Here is a 16,353-nt window from a genome sequence, read left to right on the forward strand (position 1 = left end):
AATCAACATCACCGCCGATGGATGTGCATTCTACAGCATTTCTAATCCCTTGCAACACCTTTTTCTATTATTTCATTTCAAGCGCATATTTTTTGGTCAAAAATGTGATTTTTGTCGATTATTAAAGCAATTTTAACCATCACTGTTTATTTTTCGTTAAAATAGGCTCACTTTCGCTGCCAAGCAAAATGAATAATGACAGCTTTTAAATACAAAATTTATTTAACTCTCTTGTCCTGTTTAATGATTTCTCAGGTACAGGCACAGCCGCAACTAAATCTCCCCGCAACCACATTGACGATTTTGAGCTATGTACGTTGGAATACTCCCAATCCCATTTCTTTATGCATTTTAAATAACAACCAATTATCCAATCATTTCATTCAAGTCAATCAGCAACTCAAGAGTGCATATCAAATTCAAGCGGTCAGTTTGTCTGAATTGAATAAGGTTATGTGCAATGCTGTTTTTTTCTCAACCTACACACCACGTGAAGAGCAAAATATTATAAATAACCTAAAAGATGCTCCTCTGACGTTCAGCTCCAACAATACCGAATGCGAATTAGGTAGCGCATTTTGCTTATATCAAAACAAAACGCGAACTTCCTTTAAGGTAAACTTGGCCAGCCTGTCCCAATCCGAAGCACGTGTAGATCCACGTGTTTTATTATTAGCAAAATCTACGGAGCCTTAAGTCAATGTTTCGTAAAAGCTCTAATACTTCCCTACAAAAAATTTTTAGTCAGTCTCAATTGCTGATTTTTGCTCTTACTCTTGGAATTTGTAGTTTAATTTTCGTGGTGATTTCCATCTACACCATGAATACCTACGCCAAGCAAAGCCTTAATATTTTTAGCGCAACCTTAAGTGAGCAAATTCAACCTGCTGTCATTTTCAATGATCCTATTACACTACAGCTAACACTGAACAATCATATTCAGCAATATCCAATTCGTGCTATTCAAGTCATCAACCTACAAGGGAAACCACTGGCCGAAGCATACAAACCTACACCTGAGTTTGCATGGATGGAAAATCTGTTTGATAAGGTCTTCTTTAAACACCCCGTGACACGCACCATCAAACATCAAAATAACCAGTATGGGACATTGATCATTTACGGTAGTGCCACTCAACTCATGAGCTTTTTCTTTCAACTCTTGATTTGTCTCTCCGCTGGGATTTTTGTCATCCTGTTAATTATGTTGTGGTTAGTACATTCTACATATCAAAAACTGATGCACTCAATTCAACCCATGGTCAATACCGTTGAAAGCCTTAATCTTGATACTCAATATCAAGCACGTCTTCCGTCATCCCCCATTTATGAATTTCGCGTCATCAGTGGTGCATTTAATAATTTATTAGACAAGGTGCAGCGCACCAATGAAAAACTACAAAGCGAAAACTCTCAGTTATCACATCAAGCATTGCATGATCAGTTAACCGAACTCCCGAATCGTCATTATTTTTACAATATTTTGTTCAATCAATTTGAGCACCCCGAGAAAAACCAGACGGCTCTTTTTTTTATCGACAACAATAACTTTAAAAACATTAATGATGTTTATGGGCACTTAGCAGGTGATGCCGTGCTCAAAGAAATGGCTCAACGCTTAAAAAAGAATGTTAGAAGCCACGATGTGGTAGCACGATTAGGTGGTGATGAGTTTGCAATTCTGCTCCGTAATATCAAACACTATGATCACCTAGAACTGATTTGTGAGCATTTAATCGAATGCAGTAAAGCACCATTATCTTTTGATCAACATCAGATTCATTTTAGTTTCAGTATTGGCGTTGCTTTTTCAAAATGTGCAACAACGCCTGAAGATTTGATTGCTGAAGCAGACAATGCCATGTATAAAGCCAAAAACTTAGCTCAAGGGTGGTACATCACACCTTGCCTAAATCCTGATCAGGAATTCTCATGTTAAAACATCTTTGTAAATTTATGCTCATCGCAGGTCTTATCACTGCTTTATCTGGTTGCCTGAGTTTAGGGCATCTCAACTATAAACAAGCACGTATGCTGAAAAAACAAGGCTTCACCTTGACTGAAGAAGGCTGGACACTGAGACTGCCTGAAAAATTATTGTTTGGTTTTGACCAATCTGATATTCAAGCCACTCAAAAACCTGCACTCGAAGCACTTTCTAAACAGTTGCAGCAGTATAATTTGAATAAAATTAAAGTGGTTGGACATACAGATAATATTGGTGACCCAAGCTACAACCAAACACTTTCGGAGAAACGCGCATCAACAGTTAGCCAGATTTTTATCGAAACAGGGTTTAAAACTCAAAATATTCAGAGCATGGGTCGCGGTGCATCACAACCTCTGGTAGAAAATAGCAGCGAGGAAAATCGAGCGCTGAATCGTCGCGTGAATATTATTATTATTCCATAAATATTTCTGTTTTATGTTTTATCTTGAGCCTTCGACATGAAGGCTTTTTTATCTATTGCACTAAATTGCAGGCATAAAAAAACCGCTTAACGCGGTATCTTTATCTCGACCATTTTAATAAATGGTCGGAGCAGTAGGATTCGAACCTACGACCCCCTGGTCCCAAACCAGGTGCACTACCAGGCTGTGCTATGCTCCGATTTCAACTTTTTAAAGTTGGGGTGAATGACGGGATTCGAACCCGCGACAACTGGAATCACAATCCAGGGCTCTACCAACTGAGCTACATCCACCATAACGTGTCGGTTCTTAATACCAAGCTACCTAATGGCGCGCCTGACAGGATTCGAACCTGTGACCATCCGCTTAGAAGGCGGATGCTCTATCCAACTGAGCTACAGGCGCATGACCAATAATACGAGGTATTATGGATAACCTTGCCTTGAAGAATTGGTCGGAGCAGTAGGATTCGAACCTACGACCCCCTGGTCCCAAACCAGGTGCACTACCAGGCTGTGCTATGCTCCGATTCATCTCAGCTTTTGTATCGAACATCTCGTTCGGTACGGTGTGCATTCTAGGCGTGACGCTTGATAACGTCAACACCTATATTTAAAAAAAATAAAAAAATCACGTCAAATGTATATTAATCAAGCGTTTCAGGCATTTTTTATACAAATTTTAACGTTTTAGCGATGCACTGAAATCTAACATACGATCTAAAGGTAATTTCGCACGCTCCGCAAGTGCAGGATCTACGAATATTTCCTGATCGCCACGCTGTAATACCTCTAAAATACCATCCAGCTCATTCATTGCCATCCATGGACAATGTGCACAAGAACGACAGGTTGCACCCTCTCCGGCTGTTGGTGCTTCAACCAAAATTTTGTTCGGTACAGCTTGTTGCATTTTGTAGAAAATCCCCCGATCGGTTGCCACAATCAGTCGTTCATTGGGTAGGGTTTGCGCAGCTTTAATCAGTTGTGAAGTACTTCCAACAGCATCAGCAACATCCACCACTGACTCAGGTGACTCAGGATGTACCAGCACCGCAGCATCAGGATAAAGCGCCTTCATTTTCGCAATGCCACGTGCACGGAATTCTTCATGCACAATACATGCACCATCCCAAAGCAACATGTCTGCGCCCGTTTTCTTTTGGATATAACGGCCTAAATGCTGATCAGGCGCCCAAATAATCTTTTCACCTAAACTGTCTAGATGCTCAATAATTTCAACCGCACAACTTGAAGTCACCACCCAATCGGCACGGGCTTTAACGGCTGCTGAAGTGTTGGCATAGACCACTACTGTATGGTCTGGATGGGCATCACAAAACTGACTGAATTCTTCAACAGGACAACCCAAATCTAAAGAACATGTAGCCTCTAAAGTGGGCATCAGAATGGTTTTATTCGGTGATAAAATTTTTGAGGTTTCACCCATAAATTTAACGCCCGCCACCACCAAGGTCGATGCTGGATGATCACGACCAAAGCGGGCCATTTCCAATGAATCGGATACACAGCCACCACTTAACTCGGCCAATTCCTGCACTTCAGGATCGCAATAGTAGTGCGCTACCAATACCGCATCGCGCTTTTTCAACTCTTCCAAGATTAAAGCAAATTTTTCTTGCTTCACTTCTTCACTGAGCTTTGAGTCTTTGGTTTCACCCAAACGGTCCAAATGCGCCTGCACAATTGATTTTGCGTCATTGGCAATTAAATTGGTCGCATTGTTCATCATTCATTCATCCCTTCATGCTTGTCGGCAAGCAAGTCCCGCACTTAATTTATTGGCCAAATGGCTTCTCGGCTTTTGACCAATCATTCAAAAGTCCTTATGGTAAAAAAAGCCTCCAAAGGAGGCTTTTTTTACACTTGTTAAGATTAAGAGCGATAATCCGCATTAATCTTTACATAGTCATAAGATAAGTCACAGGTATACACTGTGTCTTTCGCTGCCCCGCGTCCTAGATCTACACGAATGGTCATTTCAGCTTGTGACATTACACGAGCACCTTCCGCTTCCGTGTAATCGGCAGCTGCGCCACCATCCTTACAGATTTGCACATCATCTAACCAAACTTGGATTTTTTCAACATCTAAATTTTTAACCCCAGCATAACCAATCGCAGCCAAGATACGTCCCCAGTTCGGATCTGACGCAAAAATCGCAGTTTTAACCAAAGGTGAATGCGCAATACTATAAGCAATATCGCAGCATTCTTGCGTGTCATGACCACCTTCAACAGCAACCGTAATAAACTTAGTTGCACCTTCACCATCACGCACAATTAGTTGTGCAAGACGTTTCATCATACGTGTGAGTACATCTAGTACTACGGTATAGCGTGCATCTTGGGTTGAGCTAATTTCAACACCACCCGCTTGACCCGTAGCCGCAAAGATACAGGAGTCATTGGTTGAAGTATCACCGTCAATGGTAATTCGGTTGAACGAAACATTAACCGTTTCGCTCAACAGTTGCTGAACCAACTCGCGGCTGATAGGTGCATCGGTTGCAACATAGCCCAACATCGTTGCCATGTTGGGACGAATCATGCCTGCACCCTTAGAAATACCCGTCATGGTATACATGATGCCATCCAATTCAAATTGCTCAGATGCGCCTTTCGGTGTGGTGTCTGTGGTCATAATCCCGGTAGCAGCAGCACTCCAAGCATCAGCACTCAAACTATTTAATGCAGGCTGTAATCCATTTAACAAACGCTCCAACGGCAATTGTTCACCAATCACCCCTGTTGAAAACGGTAACACTTCCGTTGCTTGCACACCAGCAAGCTCAGCCAATTTTGCACAAGTACGTTCAGCATTCAGCATGCCTGTCTTGCCTGTACCAGCATTGGCATTGCCAGTGTTGATAATAAGGTAGCGCGGATTCGCCACTTGTAAGTGCGCTTTTGACACATGCACGGGCGCTGCACAGAACGCATTTTGAGTGAAAACACCCGCAACATTCGTTCCTTCAGCAAATTCGAAAATGACAAGATCACGTCGGTTCTGATAGCGCACATAAGCTTCAGCCGTTCCGATTCTCACCCCTTTCACCACGTGCATTTGTGGCATTGATACGTCACCTACTGGCATTTTAAACGTCCAATTCATTTGTTAGAAAAAACACAGCTTATTAGAATTTTCAGAAAAAATCGAGCAGAAGACTTTGTTTGCTTTAACTTTTCAATGCACACTCATTTTTGACATAAAAAAACCAATCCGAAGATTGGTTTTATGCAGTAGCATTTGATTAATTTGAAGCAAGCTGTGCTGAGCTAGACAAAAGCGCTTGTTTAGCATTTTCTTGGCTTACAGGAGAAAGCGCTGGGTTTGAAGCCACAATACGGTTCACCGTTGCTGCATTTACAGGAGCTATAGCAGCCGTTTGCAGAACCACTGGGCGTTGATTCGGGTTGGCAAAGGTATAACGAATCCCTGTACGCGGACTTTGTACCGTAATATTGCCATTGGCTTGTGCCGCAGGTGCTGTAGTTGCACCGCGCGCTTGTTGAACTTTAGCTGCGGTAGTGGTATCTGCAAATGCAAAAGTTGGAAGCGCTAAAGCTACAATCATGATTGGTTTTAATACTTTTTTCATTGTCTTTCCACTTTAGAGGTTTAGATGATGAGCAACTAAATAGCATTTAATGCCTAACACTGCAAATGCTATTCACATTATGCAACGCTTTAGCTGTAATCAGAATCGTATTTGGATTGATCTTAACGTCAATTTTCAGTCATGCCAATAAAAAGCAGAACCGAAGTTCTGCTTTTTCACTCGTTCACAGTTTAGATTTTACCGTGACACTGTTTGTATTTTAAGCCTGAACCACATGGGCAAGGCGCGTTACGACTCGCAGGTGCAGCAAACTCTTCTACTGGCTCGTACTGTGCATCTACTTCTGCGAAGTGGCTTTGATCATCGGCCAACAAACCATCAAAGTCTGCATGCGACAAGTTCAATTGCATTGCTTCAGCTTGAGCTTGCTTTTGAGCTTCCATTTCAGCCAGCTCTTCAGCCGTTGGCACATGTACGCGAGATAAATCAGTCACAACATCCGATTTGATAATCGCCAACATATTTACAAATAAGTTATACGCTTCTTTTTTGTATTCTTGCTCAGGATTTTTCTGTGCATAGCCACGTAAGTGAATGCCTTGACGTAAATAATCCATCGCCGCCAAGTGATCTTTCCAGTGACGATCCAGCGAGTTCAACATGAAGTGACGCTCCAGCATAACTGCTGTTTCATCGCCCATTTGCTCACGGCGGCTACGGTAGCGCTGTACCACTTCATCAGTAATACGCTCAACCAAAGACTCTTCATCTAAACGACGGTCATCTTCCAACCATTGGTTGATTGGCAAATCAATCGCAAGGTCTTCACGTAACGCTTTTTCAAGCCCATCAATATCCCATTGGTCATGAATTGACTCAGATGGGATATAGTTAGAAATCACGCCTTTCATCACATCACGTTGCATCTCTTCGATGTAATCTTGTAATGTGCTTTCAGCCAAAACTTCATCACGTTGCGAGTAAATAATTTTACGCTGTTCGTTGTTGACGTCATCGTATTTCAATAAGTTCTTACGAATATCGAAGTTACGTGCTTCAACTTTGCGCTGCGCATTTTCAATCGAACGTGACACCATTTTATGCTCAATGGCTTCGTCTTCTTGTAAGCCCATCGCACGCATCATGCCCACAACACGATCACCTGCAAAGATACGCATTAAGTCATCTTCAAGTGACAAGTAGAAACGTGACACACCAGGGTCACCCTGACGACCTGCACGACCACGAAGCTGGTTATCAATACGACGTGATTCGTGACGCTCAGAACCAATGATGTGTAAGCCACCAGAACTTAATACCATTTCATGGTTTTGTTCCCATTCGGCTTTTAAGCGCGCTTCATCTTCAGGGGTTGGGTTTTCAATTTTTGCCAGTAAAGCTTTCCAGTTACCACCGAGCAGAATGTCTGTACCACGACCTGCCATGTTGGTTGCAATAGTTACTGCACGCGGTGCACCCGCTTGCGCAATAATATCTGCTTCACGTTCGTGTTGTTTTGCGTTCAACACTTCATGCTGAATGCCTGCTTCTTTCAATTTATCCGAGAGAATCTCAGAGGCTTCAATGGTTGCTGTACCAATTAAAATTGGGGCTACACCAGACTCATGCACGCGTTGAATTTCTTGAATAATCGCATTGTATTTACCATTACGATTTAAATAGATTAAATCGTTTTGGTCGAGACGAACCATTGGACGGTGCGTCGGAATGATGACTACATCTAGACCATAAATTTCTTTCATTTCCGCAGCTTCAGTATCGGCAGTACCGGTCATACCCGAAAGCTTTTTGTATAGGCGGAAATAGTTCTGGAAGGTTGTAGTTGCAAGCGTTTGGTTTTCAGGCTGGATTTCTAAGCCCTCTTTTGCCTCAACTGCTTGGTGTAAACCTTCTGACCAGCGACGACCTGGCATTGTACGTCCTGTGTTTTCATCGACAATAATTACTTCACCATCATTGATGATGTAATGTACATTGCGTTGATACAAGTAATGCGCACGAATGGCAGCGGTAACATGATGAACCAAGTTCAAATTGGTTGATGAATACAGGCTTTCACCTTCAGCCAACAAGCCCATTTCAATCAGTTCATTTTCAACCGTTTCAAAACCAATTTCTGTCATTTCAACAGAACGTTGTTTTTCATCGATCCAGAAATGACCGCCATCCGCGACTTTTTCTTCTTTCTGCGCATGCAGTTTGGGTGGAATGCTGTTGATTGCAGCATACAACTGTGAAGAGTCATCACTTTGACCTGAAATAATCAAAGGCGTACGCGCTTCATCAATTAAGATCGAATCGACTTCATCGATGATGGCATAGATCAAACCACGTTGTTTTTTCTCAGCAAGCGAGAACACCATGTTGTCACGTAGATAGTCAAAGCCAAATTCGTTGTTGGTACCGTAGGTAATATCGGCACGATAGGCTTCAGCTTTCTCTGTTGGATCTTGCATGGAATAGATAATCCCGATGCTTAAACCCAAGAATTCAAAGAGCGGACGGTTTAATTCTGCATCACGCTGTGCCAAGTAGTCATTCACGGTAATGACGTGAACACCTTGAGCACTAATCGCGTTTAAATAACACGCCAAGGTACCCATCAGGGTTTTACCTTCACCTGTACGCATCTCTGCAATTTTACCTTCGTGTAAGGTAATACCACCGATCAACTGTACATCGTAATGACGCATGCCCATGACACGCTTAGCTGCTTCACGGCAGACGGCAAATGCTTCCGGGAGTAATTTATCGAGGCTTTCGCCCTTGTTATAACGTTGTTTAAATTCTTCAGTTTTTGCAGATAAGTCTGCATCGCCAAGAGCGGATATCGTCGGCTCGAGCGCATTAATCTTGTCTACGATTTTACGCATGCGTTTGAGTTCGCGCTCATTTTTGGTACCGAAGATTCCTCCGATCAGACTTGCCAACATGAATAGACTCTCTAAATCTTGCTTGTCAAATGAATATGTTTTCTTAGTCGTTATTATGGTGCTAGAAATTTGAAGTACAAGGGCTTTACACAAAACCATTTAAAAAATCTATTCATTGTTTCTAGCCCGTCGAATCTAAGGCAAACTAATGTAACAAATTTTAAACAGCCGATATAGAGATTTCATCCGAACTCATCAGGATTCAAGGTCTTTTTTAAAGTAGTGACTTTAATTGTTTACAGTTATTCAAGGTTTTGCTTTCAAGTGCTTGATTTTGCCGCAGCGCGGCTTTCACCCCATTATTGGACTGACTTGGATTCATGCTCTGTAGGAAACCCAAGAGTTGTTCATCATTGACCCGCATTGCGGTAAGAATCGGAACAAGCTGTACACAAGCAACTTGATAAATATTATTCGCATTCTGACCTCGAGCTAACTCCTGTTCGAGAGCCTGAGACAGTGCCACTTTCCGCTGTGTAAGGCTTTTTTGAGACGCTAGATATTGATCTGTAATTTGTTGTGGCGTTTGACGAGCAGTACTCACTTGGGCTTGTTTCAATTGCCCACCATTCTGCGCATGAGTTACTTCCAGTCCCCATAACACTAAAGTCAGGGCTATCCCTATTTTTTTCATTGTTGGAATGCTCAAGTTTTTATACTTTGTAGAATTACTTTAAAAACAACTATAAATCAATCATGAAAAGAATTGTAGCCAATCATATACGCGATCAATTCTATAGAGCGATACACTTCACAGAAGCAGAAAAAATCTCGTCTAAACACCGTTACCAAATATGCAAATAAGCGATCTCTAGAGCAACAATGAGGTCATCTTTGGCATCCCCAAATACAGAACACCTATCCGACCAATTATGAATATTTTGTATAAACAAATAATAAAACACTATTTTTCATGCAAAAGAAATTGCGCCATAGTGATGTTCATTCCATAGACATAAAGATAATTTGAGGTTCAACATGAGTTTACGTTTAGGCGACATCGCACCCAACTTTCAACAGGCTTCGAGCGAAGGCGAAATCGATTTTTATCAATTTTTAGGCGATAGCTGGGGAGTACTGTTTTCACATCCTGCTGACTACACGCCAGTATGTACCACCGAGCTTGGCTTTACCGCAAAACTCAAAGATGAATTTGAAAAACGTGGGGTAAAAGCCATTGCCCTCTCGGTCGATGATGTCGAATCGCATCATGGTTGGATTAAAGACATCAATGCAACCCAAAACACCACGGTGAACTTCCCGATCATTGCCGACCAAGACCGTAAAGTGTCTGAGTTATATGGTTTTATCCATCCCAATGCCAGTGAAACATTAACGGTTCGCTCTTTAGTGATTATCGACCCAAACAAAAAAGTCCGTTTGATTATTACCTACCCTGCATCAACTGGTCGTAATTTCCATGAAATCTTACGCGTGATTGACTCACTGCAACTGACCGATCACCACAAAGTTGCAACTCCTGCGAACTGGCAACAAGGTGAAGATGTGGTGATTGTGCCATCACTCAAAGATGAAGCTGAAATCGCACAACGCTTTCCGAAAGGTTATAAAGCAGTCACCCCGTATTTACGCCTGACTCCACAGCCTGAGCAAGGATAAAATATTCTGCTGTTGCAGCAGACAAGTGAAGCCCGATGTTTTGACCGAGCAGTCCCATTTAAAACAAAAAATGGGGGCACCAAACTCAAGGCAACCCAAAAGAGGAACCTAAACAATAAAAATACGTTCAGAGTCACCTTGTATGATCGTTTCAAACTCCAATGACGAGCCGGGTTTGAACTTTTGAAAGCCTGTCAATCGACAGGCTTTTTCCTGATTAAAGCAGGCACACATGACTCTTTAACAAAATCAAACTGTTAAAACTCAAATCTTCCGCTATAACAGTCAAAACAATACGATAAAAATGACTTTATGATCTATAACATTCACCATTTACATTGCGGCACCATGTGTCCAGTGTGTGCCCCACTCTTTGGTCAAAAAGGTTTTCAAGCTAAGGTCGTGTGCCATTGTCTTTTGGTTGAAACAGATCAAGGGCTGGTACTGATTGATACAGGCTTAGGCATACAGGACTATCTACACACCAAGCAGCGTTTGGGGCAGTTGGTGGCTCGAATTGGAAAAATTGAACAAAACTTAGAATTAACCGCTATTGCACAAATCCAAAAACTTGGCTTTAGCCCAAAGGATGTCAAACACATTTTGGTTTCACATCTGGATTTTGACCATGCGGGGGGTATTTCCGACTTTCCCAATGCAACAGTACATATCCTGTCTAACGAATATAATGCTGCACAAAACCTGAAGTCATTTAAAAATAAAGCCCGTTATAAAACACAACAATTTCAGCAGCATCGCCATTGGCACTTTATTGAGCCGATTCACGGTGACGCATGGTTTAATTTGACTCAAGCGCAAGGGTTTGACTTATTTGATAATGAGATTCTTTTGATTCCACTGTTTGGGCATACTGAAGGTCACTGTGGCATTGCCATTAAAACCCAACAGGGTTGGAAACTCTTCTGCGGGGATGCCTACTACTCCCACCTAGAGCTTAACCCTCAAAATAAACTTCGTAGCTTAAATACCTTGGAAGTATTTTTTGCCGAAGATAATGCACAGCGCTTAAGCAACCTGCATAAGATTCAAAAATTGGCACAGTCTGAACCAAGTATCGAAATCTTTTGTGCGCATGACCCTGTTGAACTTTCACACCATCAGAGCCTGATCCTATGACCAAATATCTTGTTATGCTTTCTCTGTGTATCAGTGTTTCTGGCTGTATGACTACGCCTGCGCTGCCCGAGACCGAGCGTCCACAACACTGGGGACAGTCGATCCAACCTGCGCATAATTTCTATCAAATCAGTGAAACTGTTTTTCGTAGTGAGCAACCCGATCAAGATTTAGTTCCGAGTTTAAAAGCACAAGAAATTGATGTGATTATTAATTTACGCTCACACAATCAAGACCTGAAAAAACTGTCCAACCAAGGGTTTGAATTGGTGCATATCCCGATTCATACATGGGCGATTGACCGAGAAGATTTATTAAAGGTGATGCAGCAAATTCAACATGCGGAGCAAAACCAGCAAAAAGTTTTACTGCATTGCTACCATGGCTCAGACCGTACAGGTGCGAGTGTGGCTATGTACCGCATTATCTTTCAAAACTGGTCTACCGCTGATGCCTTGGCTGAGATGAAACATGGCGGTTATGGTTTTCATCCAATTTGGCAAAATATTGAGCCATTATTCAGCCCTGAAAATATAAAATGGATTCAACAGCAACTGTTAAATCCATCTTAGTGAAGGCAATTGGTTTTAACCCGATCTTAACGTTTGTCGAGTGGCACCCAGTCAATCACCCATGCGGACTTCATACCCAGGCTCGCATCTGCAGTAATCTTCTTGCGGGCTGCATCGGCAGTATCACGGTCTTTAGATGGCCCCACCATAATCCGTACGCCTTTAGAGGTTGGACTTTTAGTGACCTTATAGCCCTTGGCACGAAGTTTCGCCGCCAGTGCATCCGCATTGGCTTCATTGGCAGCCAATGCCACCTGTACCATCCACTGCTTATCGCCATGTTCAAGCAAATCACGTGCTTTTTCAGCTTCCGCCTTTTTCTTGGCTTCATCAGCTTTACGCTTTTCATCTGCCTTACGTTTGTCTTCCGCTTTTTTCTCAGCATCGGCTTTACGTTCAGCTTCTTTTTTCGCTTCAGCCTTACGCTCGTCTTCTGCTTTACGTTTAGCCTCCGCTTCACGTTTAGCTTTATCTTCAAGCGCTTGCTTTTCTGCTAAGTTTTTTTGCTCAGCCAGTTTTTTTGCAGCCGCTGCTTTTTCAGCCTCAGTACGCGCTTGCAGCTTTTGCTGTTCCAGCTTCTTTAGCTCAGCGGCTTTATCCGCAGCAATTCGCTGTTGTTTGGCTTTTTCATCTTCGACCAATTCTGGTGGAATGTTATCCGAGCTTTGCTGTGCAGCATTACGGTGTGCATTCAAGGCAGCATATTCTTCTGCTGCTTTACGTGCAGCATCTGCTTCGGCTTGCTGTTGCATTGCTAAAAATTCGGCCGCACGAGCTTCTTGTTCAGCAACCGATTTTTCACGTGCTACACGTTGCTGTTCCAATAAACGCTTTTCTGTTTCGACATCAACCGTTAACGGCTGAAGTTGAACCAACTCACCTTCGGCATTGCGTTGCACATTTTGTGTGACTAGCTCTGGTGTTTTAATATTATTTTGATGTATTTCTTCTTTGCCTTTAAGCAGTAATGCCGCCAAAAGGACACCACCACCTAATAAAACAACGCCACCCATCCAACGTTGTTTGCTATTCATTGACATTCTTCCAAATACTCCCATACCGCTTCTAAGGTATGAAATGAACCACATACCAAAATCAGCTGATTATTCTTTGTTTCGTCGAGCGCTGATTTAAAAGCCAATTTCACACTGTCAAAGTGCTGCACATGTTGCCCTTGCAGCGCTTGATCCAATTGTTCAATTGGAGCTGCACGCGGGACCATTAATGCCGCAATTTTCCACGTTTGTATGGAGTCTTTCAATAACTCTGTGACAGATTTCACATCTTTATCTGCCAACATCGAGAAAACACTGACTACTTCAGTGTACTGTTTATTGTATTTTAGGAAATTTCGCAATTGATTTAATAAAAAAGCAACACCATGCGGGTTATGCCCTGCATCAAAAATCACCGTTTTGTTCTGTATTTGGCGAATTTCAAAACGACCTTGCAATTTTGCGTTTTGAATTCCTTCAGAAATAGCCGCTTGAGTGACCGTTAAACCACTCAATAAAACAGCAGCAACAGCTGTTGAAATATTTTCAACCGCCAATGTGCCGAGAGGTAAATTTAAAGTGGTGCCGCTAGATGCAAACATCCATGACTGACTATGCTCACTGCGTTGATAAAAATAGTCACGATTCACTGCATAAAGTTTTGCAGCACAAGCATCTGCTTTATTGATAATCGCTTGAGGGATTTGTTGTAAGCCGCCAAACACCACAGGAATATTGGGACGGATGATGCCTGCCTTTTCAAAGGCAATCTTTTCAATGGTATCGCCCAGCCAGTCAGTATGGTCTAAACCAATATTGGTGATCACCGCAACATCGGGTTCAATCACGTTGACCACATCTAAGCGACCGCCCAGACCGACTTCAAGCACCCAAACATCACATGCTTGGTCTTTAAAAATGACAAAAGCCGCGAGTGTGGTCGCCTCAAAGAACGAGAGGCTTAAATCACAATCACGGCGCGCTTGATCCACTTGTACAAAAGCATCGACCAAGCTTTGGTCATCGACCTCTACACCACGCAATTTGACCCGTTCATTAAAACGGTAAATATGTGGTGACTGATACAGTCCCACCTTATAGCCTTGCGCATTTAAAATGGCAGCCAGTGTGGTGGTGGTCGAACCTTTTCCATTGGTTCCAGCTACGGTTAAAACTTTGGCATCGGGACGCGTTACACCGAGCTTTTCAGCTACAGGAATTACGCGTTCCAATCCTAAATCAATCCCCGTAACGTGAACATGGCCCCAATAATCGAGCCATGTTTCTAAAGAGTCTGTTGCAAGTGGAGCTGTGTTCAAGACAAATTCATCAGTTTCGCGACAATACGATAAACTGTATCACGTAATGCGTGACGGTGAACAATTTGATCGATTACACCATGATCTAGCAAGTATTCCGCACGTTGGAACGGCTCTTCTAGCTTTTCACGCACAGTTTGTTCAATTACACGTTTACCTGCAAAACCAATCATCGCTTTCGGCTCTGCAATATGTACATCACCGAGCATTGCTAAAGATGCCGTTACACCGCCGTAAACTGGATGCGTCAACACCACCAAATAAGGTAAGCCAGCATCTTTCATTTTTTGGATGGCTGCTGAAGTACGCGCCATTTGCATCAAAGACAACATGCCTTCTTGCATACGCGCACCGCCTGAAGCAGCAAAGCAAATCAAAGGTTGTTTGTCCGCAATGGCTTTTTCAGCCGCTTGCACAAAACGGTCACCAACAACAGTACCCATTGAACCACCCATGAAGTCAAATTCAAAGGCACAGGCAATCAAAGGAATACCTTTGAGTAAACCTTGCATCACGACCAAGGCTTCAGTTTCACCCGTTTTGGTCTGTGCTTCACTCATACGCGCTGGATATGGCTTTGAGTCGACAAATTTCAACGGATCTTTGGCTTTAAATTCTTGTCCCAACTCTGTTTGCACTTGGTCAAAGAACCAATTCAAACGATCACGGGCTTTCATACGCAAATGTTCATCACACTGAGGGCAAACATACGCGTTAAATGACATTGCAGTACGTGTAACAAGTGCATGGCACTCAGGGCATTCAATCGTTGGTTCTGTAAACGTCGCCTTGAGTGAGGTTTGCTCATCAGGTACTTGAATACCGGGTACACCACGTTCAGTCCATGGCGTCGATGGGCTTAGGATTTTCCCTGATTTAACATCTTGACTCATACTAACTCATCGAGCGCTGCTCGAAGCTCCTTGACTTTATTAACCGTTTCAACCACGGCTTGTTCTGGTGCTAAGTTTGCAAATTGCTTAACAAAAGCACTCCCAACAATCACAGCATCAGCCACTCCGCCCATTGCTTTGGCAGATGTCGCATCACTGATCCCAAAACCAACACCGACAGGAATATCTGTTTCTGCTTTAATTTTCGCAATTCGGTTTGCAGCTTCAGCAACGTCTAAAGTTGCTGCACCTGTGACCCCTTTTAAAGACACGTAATAGATGAAACCACTCGCCTGTTTCACCACATGTTTAATGCGTTCGTCCGTTGACGTTGGCGCTAGTAAAAAGATTTGATCCATATCAAATTGCTTCAATACAACATCAAGCTCTGCTGCTTCTTCTGGTGGTAAGTCCACCAGTAGAATGCCATCGACACCACATGCATGCGCAGTCGATACAAACTTTTCATAACCAATCACTTCAACTGGATTCAGATAGCCCATCAATACGACTGGGGTCTCTTGATCCTTTTGACGGAACTCTTTGACCATATTCAAAGCATCTAAGGTATTGGTGCCACCTGCCAATGCACGTTCTGCAGCAAGGGCAATCACAGGACCATCTGCCATAGGGTCTGAAAATGGAAGACCGAGTTCAATCACATCTACACCCGCCTCGACCATCTGATGTAACAAAGGAACTGTTACCTGTGGATGAGGGTCACCAGCCATAACATAAGAAACCAAAGCTTTACGCTGTTGAGATTTAAGCTGTCCAAAACGAGTGGCTAAACGTGACATAGGGTTGTGCTTTCCTTAACTTGTTTAAAATTAAAACTACTGAGGAGTTGGCTTTGTAAAAATACAAGA

General features: G+C 42.7%; 15 protein-coding genes and 4 tRNA genes. 6 read left to right on the top strand and 13 right to left on the bottom strand.

The features are described from left to right. Window positions 1-195: 195 nt before the first annotated feature. From PTT44_RS15645 to PTT44_RS15655, 3 genes are read left to right on the top strand one after another with little or no spacing between them, the layout of a single operon-like run. On the top strand, window positions 196-696 hold the full coding sequence (locus tag PTT44_RS15645; RefSeq protein ID WP_273795702.1) for a YfiR family protein: 501 nt from the start codon (window positions 196-198) through the stop codon (window positions 694-696). Window positions 697-700: 4 nt separating this feature from the next. Continuing rightward, window positions 701-1,939, top strand: a complete 1,239-nt coding sequence (locus PTT44_RS15650) for a sensor domain-containing diguanylate cyclase (protein ID WP_168159423.1) — start codon at window positions 701-703, stop codon at window positions 1,937-1,939. Then, window positions 1,933-2,412: an OmpA family protein gene (locus PTT44_RS15655; RefSeq protein WP_168159424.1), complete on the top strand. Its 480-nt coding sequence runs from the start codon at window positions 1,933-1,935 to the stop codon at window positions 2,410-2,412. The genes PTT44_RS15650 and PTT44_RS15655 overlap by 7 nt, the downstream gene beginning before the upstream one ends. Before the next feature lie 122 nt (window positions 2,413-2,534). Here the strand turns inward: PTT44_RS15655 and PTT44_RS15660 are convergent. The 9 genes from PTT44_RS15660 to PTT44_RS15700 all read right to left on the bottom strand — a co-directional run bounded on the left by PTT44_RS15660 (window position 2,535) and on the right by PTT44_RS15700 (window position 9,582). Then, window positions 2,535-2,611 (bottom strand) — tRNA-Pro (locus PTT44_RS15660). Between the two features lie 18 nt (window positions 2,612-2,629). Next, window positions 2,630-2,705: transfer RNA gene (locus PTT44_RS15665), tRNA-His, on the bottom strand. A 35-nt stretch (window positions 2,706-2,740) separates the two neighbouring features. Beyond that, window positions 2,741-2,817: transfer RNA gene (locus PTT44_RS15670), tRNA-Arg, on the bottom strand. A gap of 46 nt (window positions 2,818-2,863) precedes the next feature. Next, window positions 2,864-2,940: transfer RNA gene (locus tag PTT44_RS15675), tRNA-Pro, on the bottom strand. 153 nt (window positions 2,941-3,093) lie between these two features. Then, window positions 3,094-4,161, bottom strand: a complete 1,068-nt coding sequence (gene nadA / locus PTT44_RS15680) for a quinolinate synthase NadA (protein WP_168159492.1) — start codon at window positions 4,159-4,161, stop codon at window positions 3,094-3,096. A 146-nt stretch (window positions 4,162-4,307) separates the two neighbouring features. Beyond that, a complete protein-coding gene (gene argJ, locus PTT44_RS15685; RefSeq protein ID WP_168159425.1) occupies window positions 4,308-5,528 on the bottom strand; it encodes a bifunctional glutamate N-acetyltransferase/amino-acid acetyltransferase ArgJ in 1,221 nt (406 codons plus the stop codon). Between the two features lie 157 nt (window positions 5,529-5,685). Continuing rightward, window positions 5,686-6,033 carry a hypothetical protein gene (locus PTT44_RS15690; RefSeq protein WP_004983653.1) on the bottom strand — a complete coding sequence of 116 codons (348 nt, stop codon included), beginning with the start codon at window positions 6,031-6,033 and terminating at the stop codon, window positions 5,686-5,688. 191 nt (window positions 6,034-6,224) lie between these two features. Then, window positions 6,225-8,948, bottom strand: coding sequence for a preprotein translocase subunit SecA (secA, locus tag PTT44_RS15695; RefSeq protein WP_168159426.1), 2,724 nt, complete (start codon window positions 8,946-8,948; stop codon window positions 6,225-6,227). A gap of 214 nt (window positions 8,949-9,162) precedes the next feature. After that, window positions 9,163-9,582 carry a hypothetical protein gene (locus tag PTT44_RS15700; RefSeq protein ID WP_168159427.1) on the bottom strand — a complete coding sequence of 140 codons (420 nt, stop codon included), beginning with the start codon at window positions 9,580-9,582 and terminating at the stop codon, window positions 9,163-9,165. A 344-nt stretch (window positions 9,583-9,926) separates the two neighbouring features. On the opposite strand from PTT44_RS15700, the gene PTT44_RS15705 reads away from it, so the two are divergent. From PTT44_RS15705 to PTT44_RS15715, 3 genes are all read left to right on the top strand, one after another. After that, a complete protein-coding gene (locus tag PTT44_RS15705; RefSeq protein ID WP_125274393.1) occupies window positions 9,927-10,568 on the top strand; it encodes a peroxiredoxin in 642 nt (213 codons plus the stop codon). A 312-nt stretch (window positions 10,569-10,880) separates the two neighbouring features. Then, window positions 10,881-11,705: an MBL fold metallo-hydrolase gene (locus PTT44_RS15710; RefSeq protein ID WP_168159428.1), complete on the top strand. Its 825-nt coding sequence runs from the start codon at window positions 10,881-10,883 to the stop codon at window positions 11,703-11,705. Further along, entirely contained in the window at window positions 11,702-12,277 is a 576-nt protein-coding gene (locus PTT44_RS15715; RefSeq protein WP_062031360.1) for a dual specificity protein phosphatase family protein, read from the top strand. Before PTT44_RS15710 ends, PTT44_RS15715 begins: the two co-directional genes overlap by 4 nt. 26 nt (window positions 12,278-12,303) lie before the next feature. On the opposite strand, the gene PTT44_RS15720 is transcribed toward PTT44_RS15715, so the two are convergent. The 4 genes from PTT44_RS15720 to trpA are packed head-to-tail and all read right to left on the bottom strand — an operon-like array spanning window position 12,304 to window position 16,284. Next, window positions 12,304-13,311, bottom strand: coding sequence for an SPOR domain-containing protein (locus tag PTT44_RS15720; RefSeq protein WP_168159430.1), 1,008 nt, complete (start codon window positions 13,309-13,311; stop codon window positions 12,304-12,306). Next, window positions 13,308-14,591, bottom strand: a complete 1,284-nt coding sequence (folC, locus tag PTT44_RS15725; RefSeq protein WP_168159431.1) for a bifunctional tetrahydrofolate synthase/dihydrofolate synthase — start codon at window positions 14,589-14,591, stop codon at window positions 13,308-13,310. Before folC ends, PTT44_RS15720 begins: the two co-directional genes overlap by 4 nt. Next, window positions 14,588-15,484, bottom strand: coding sequence for an acetyl-CoA carboxylase, carboxyltransferase subunit beta (accD, locus tag PTT44_RS15730; protein WP_005401957.1), 897 nt, complete (start codon window positions 15,482-15,484; stop codon window positions 14,588-14,590). Before accD ends, folC begins: the two co-directional genes overlap by 4 nt. Next, a complete protein-coding gene (trpA, locus tag PTT44_RS15735; RefSeq protein ID WP_005401958.1) occupies window positions 15,481-16,284 on the bottom strand; it encodes a tryptophan synthase subunit alpha in 804 nt (267 codons plus the stop codon). The genes accD and trpA overlap by 4 nt, the downstream gene beginning before the upstream one ends. Window positions 16,285-16,353 lie beyond the last annotated feature (69 nt).

This window comes from Acinetobacter sp. Gutcm_16 (assembly GCF_028649355.1).
GTDB classification, from domain to species: Bacteria; Pseudomonadota; Gammaproteobacteria; order Pseudomonadales; family Moraxellaceae; genus Acinetobacter; species Acinetobacter johnsonii.

Bases quoted from the DNA above. Each gene is read 5' to 3' on its own strand.
- accD (WP_005401957.1), bottom strand. From the start codon at position 15,484: ATGAGTCAAGATGTTAAATCAGGGAAAATCCTAAGCCCATCGACGCCA.
- nadA (WP_168159492.1), bottom strand. From the start codon at position 4,161: ATGAACAATGCGACCAATTTAATTGCCAATGACGCAAAATCAATTGTG.
- PTT44_RS15655 (WP_168159424.1), top strand. From the start codon at position 1,933: ATGTTAAAACATCTTTGTAAATTTATGCTCATCGCAGGTCTTATCACT.
- PTT44_RS15710 (WP_168159428.1), top strand. From the start codon at position 10,881: ATGATCTATAACATTCACCATTTACATTGCGGCACCATGTGTCCAGTG.
- PTT44_RS15645 (WP_273795702.1), top strand. From the start codon at position 196: ATGACAGCTTTTAAATACAAAATTTATTTAACTCTCTTGTCCTGTTTA.
- PTT44_RS15700 (WP_168159427.1), bottom strand. From the start codon at position 9,582: ATGAAAAAAATAGGGATAGCCCTGACTTTAGTGTTATGGGGACTGGAA.
- PTT44_RS15705 (WP_125274393.1), top strand. From the start codon at position 9,927: ATGAGTTTACGTTTAGGCGACATCGCACCCAACTTTCAACAGGCTTCG.
- PTT44_RS15720 (WP_168159430.1), bottom strand. From the start codon at position 13,311: ATGAATAGCAAACAACGTTGGATGGGTGGCGTTGTTTTATTAGGTGGT.
- secA (WP_168159426.1), bottom strand. From the start codon at position 8,948: ATGTTGGCAAGTCTGATCGGAGGAATCTTCGGTACCAAAAATGAGCGC.
- PTT44_RS15690 (WP_004983653.1), bottom strand. From the start codon at position 6,033: ATGAAAAAAGTATTAAAACCAATCATGATTGTAGCTTTAGCGCTTCCA.
- PTT44_RS15715 (WP_062031360.1), top strand. From the start codon at position 11,702: ATGACCAAATATCTTGTTATGCTTTCTCTGTGTATCAGTGTTTCTGGC.
- argJ (WP_168159425.1), bottom strand. From the start codon at position 5,528: ATGCCAGTAGGTGACGTATCAATGCCACAAATGCACGTGGTGAAAGGG.
- PTT44_RS15650 (WP_168159423.1), top strand. From the start codon at position 701: ATGTTTCGTAAAAGCTCTAATACTTCCCTACAAAAAATTTTTAGTCAG.
- trpA (WP_005401958.1), bottom strand. From the start codon at position 16,284: ATGTCACGTTTAGCCACTCGTTTTGGACAGCTTAAATCTCAACAGCGT.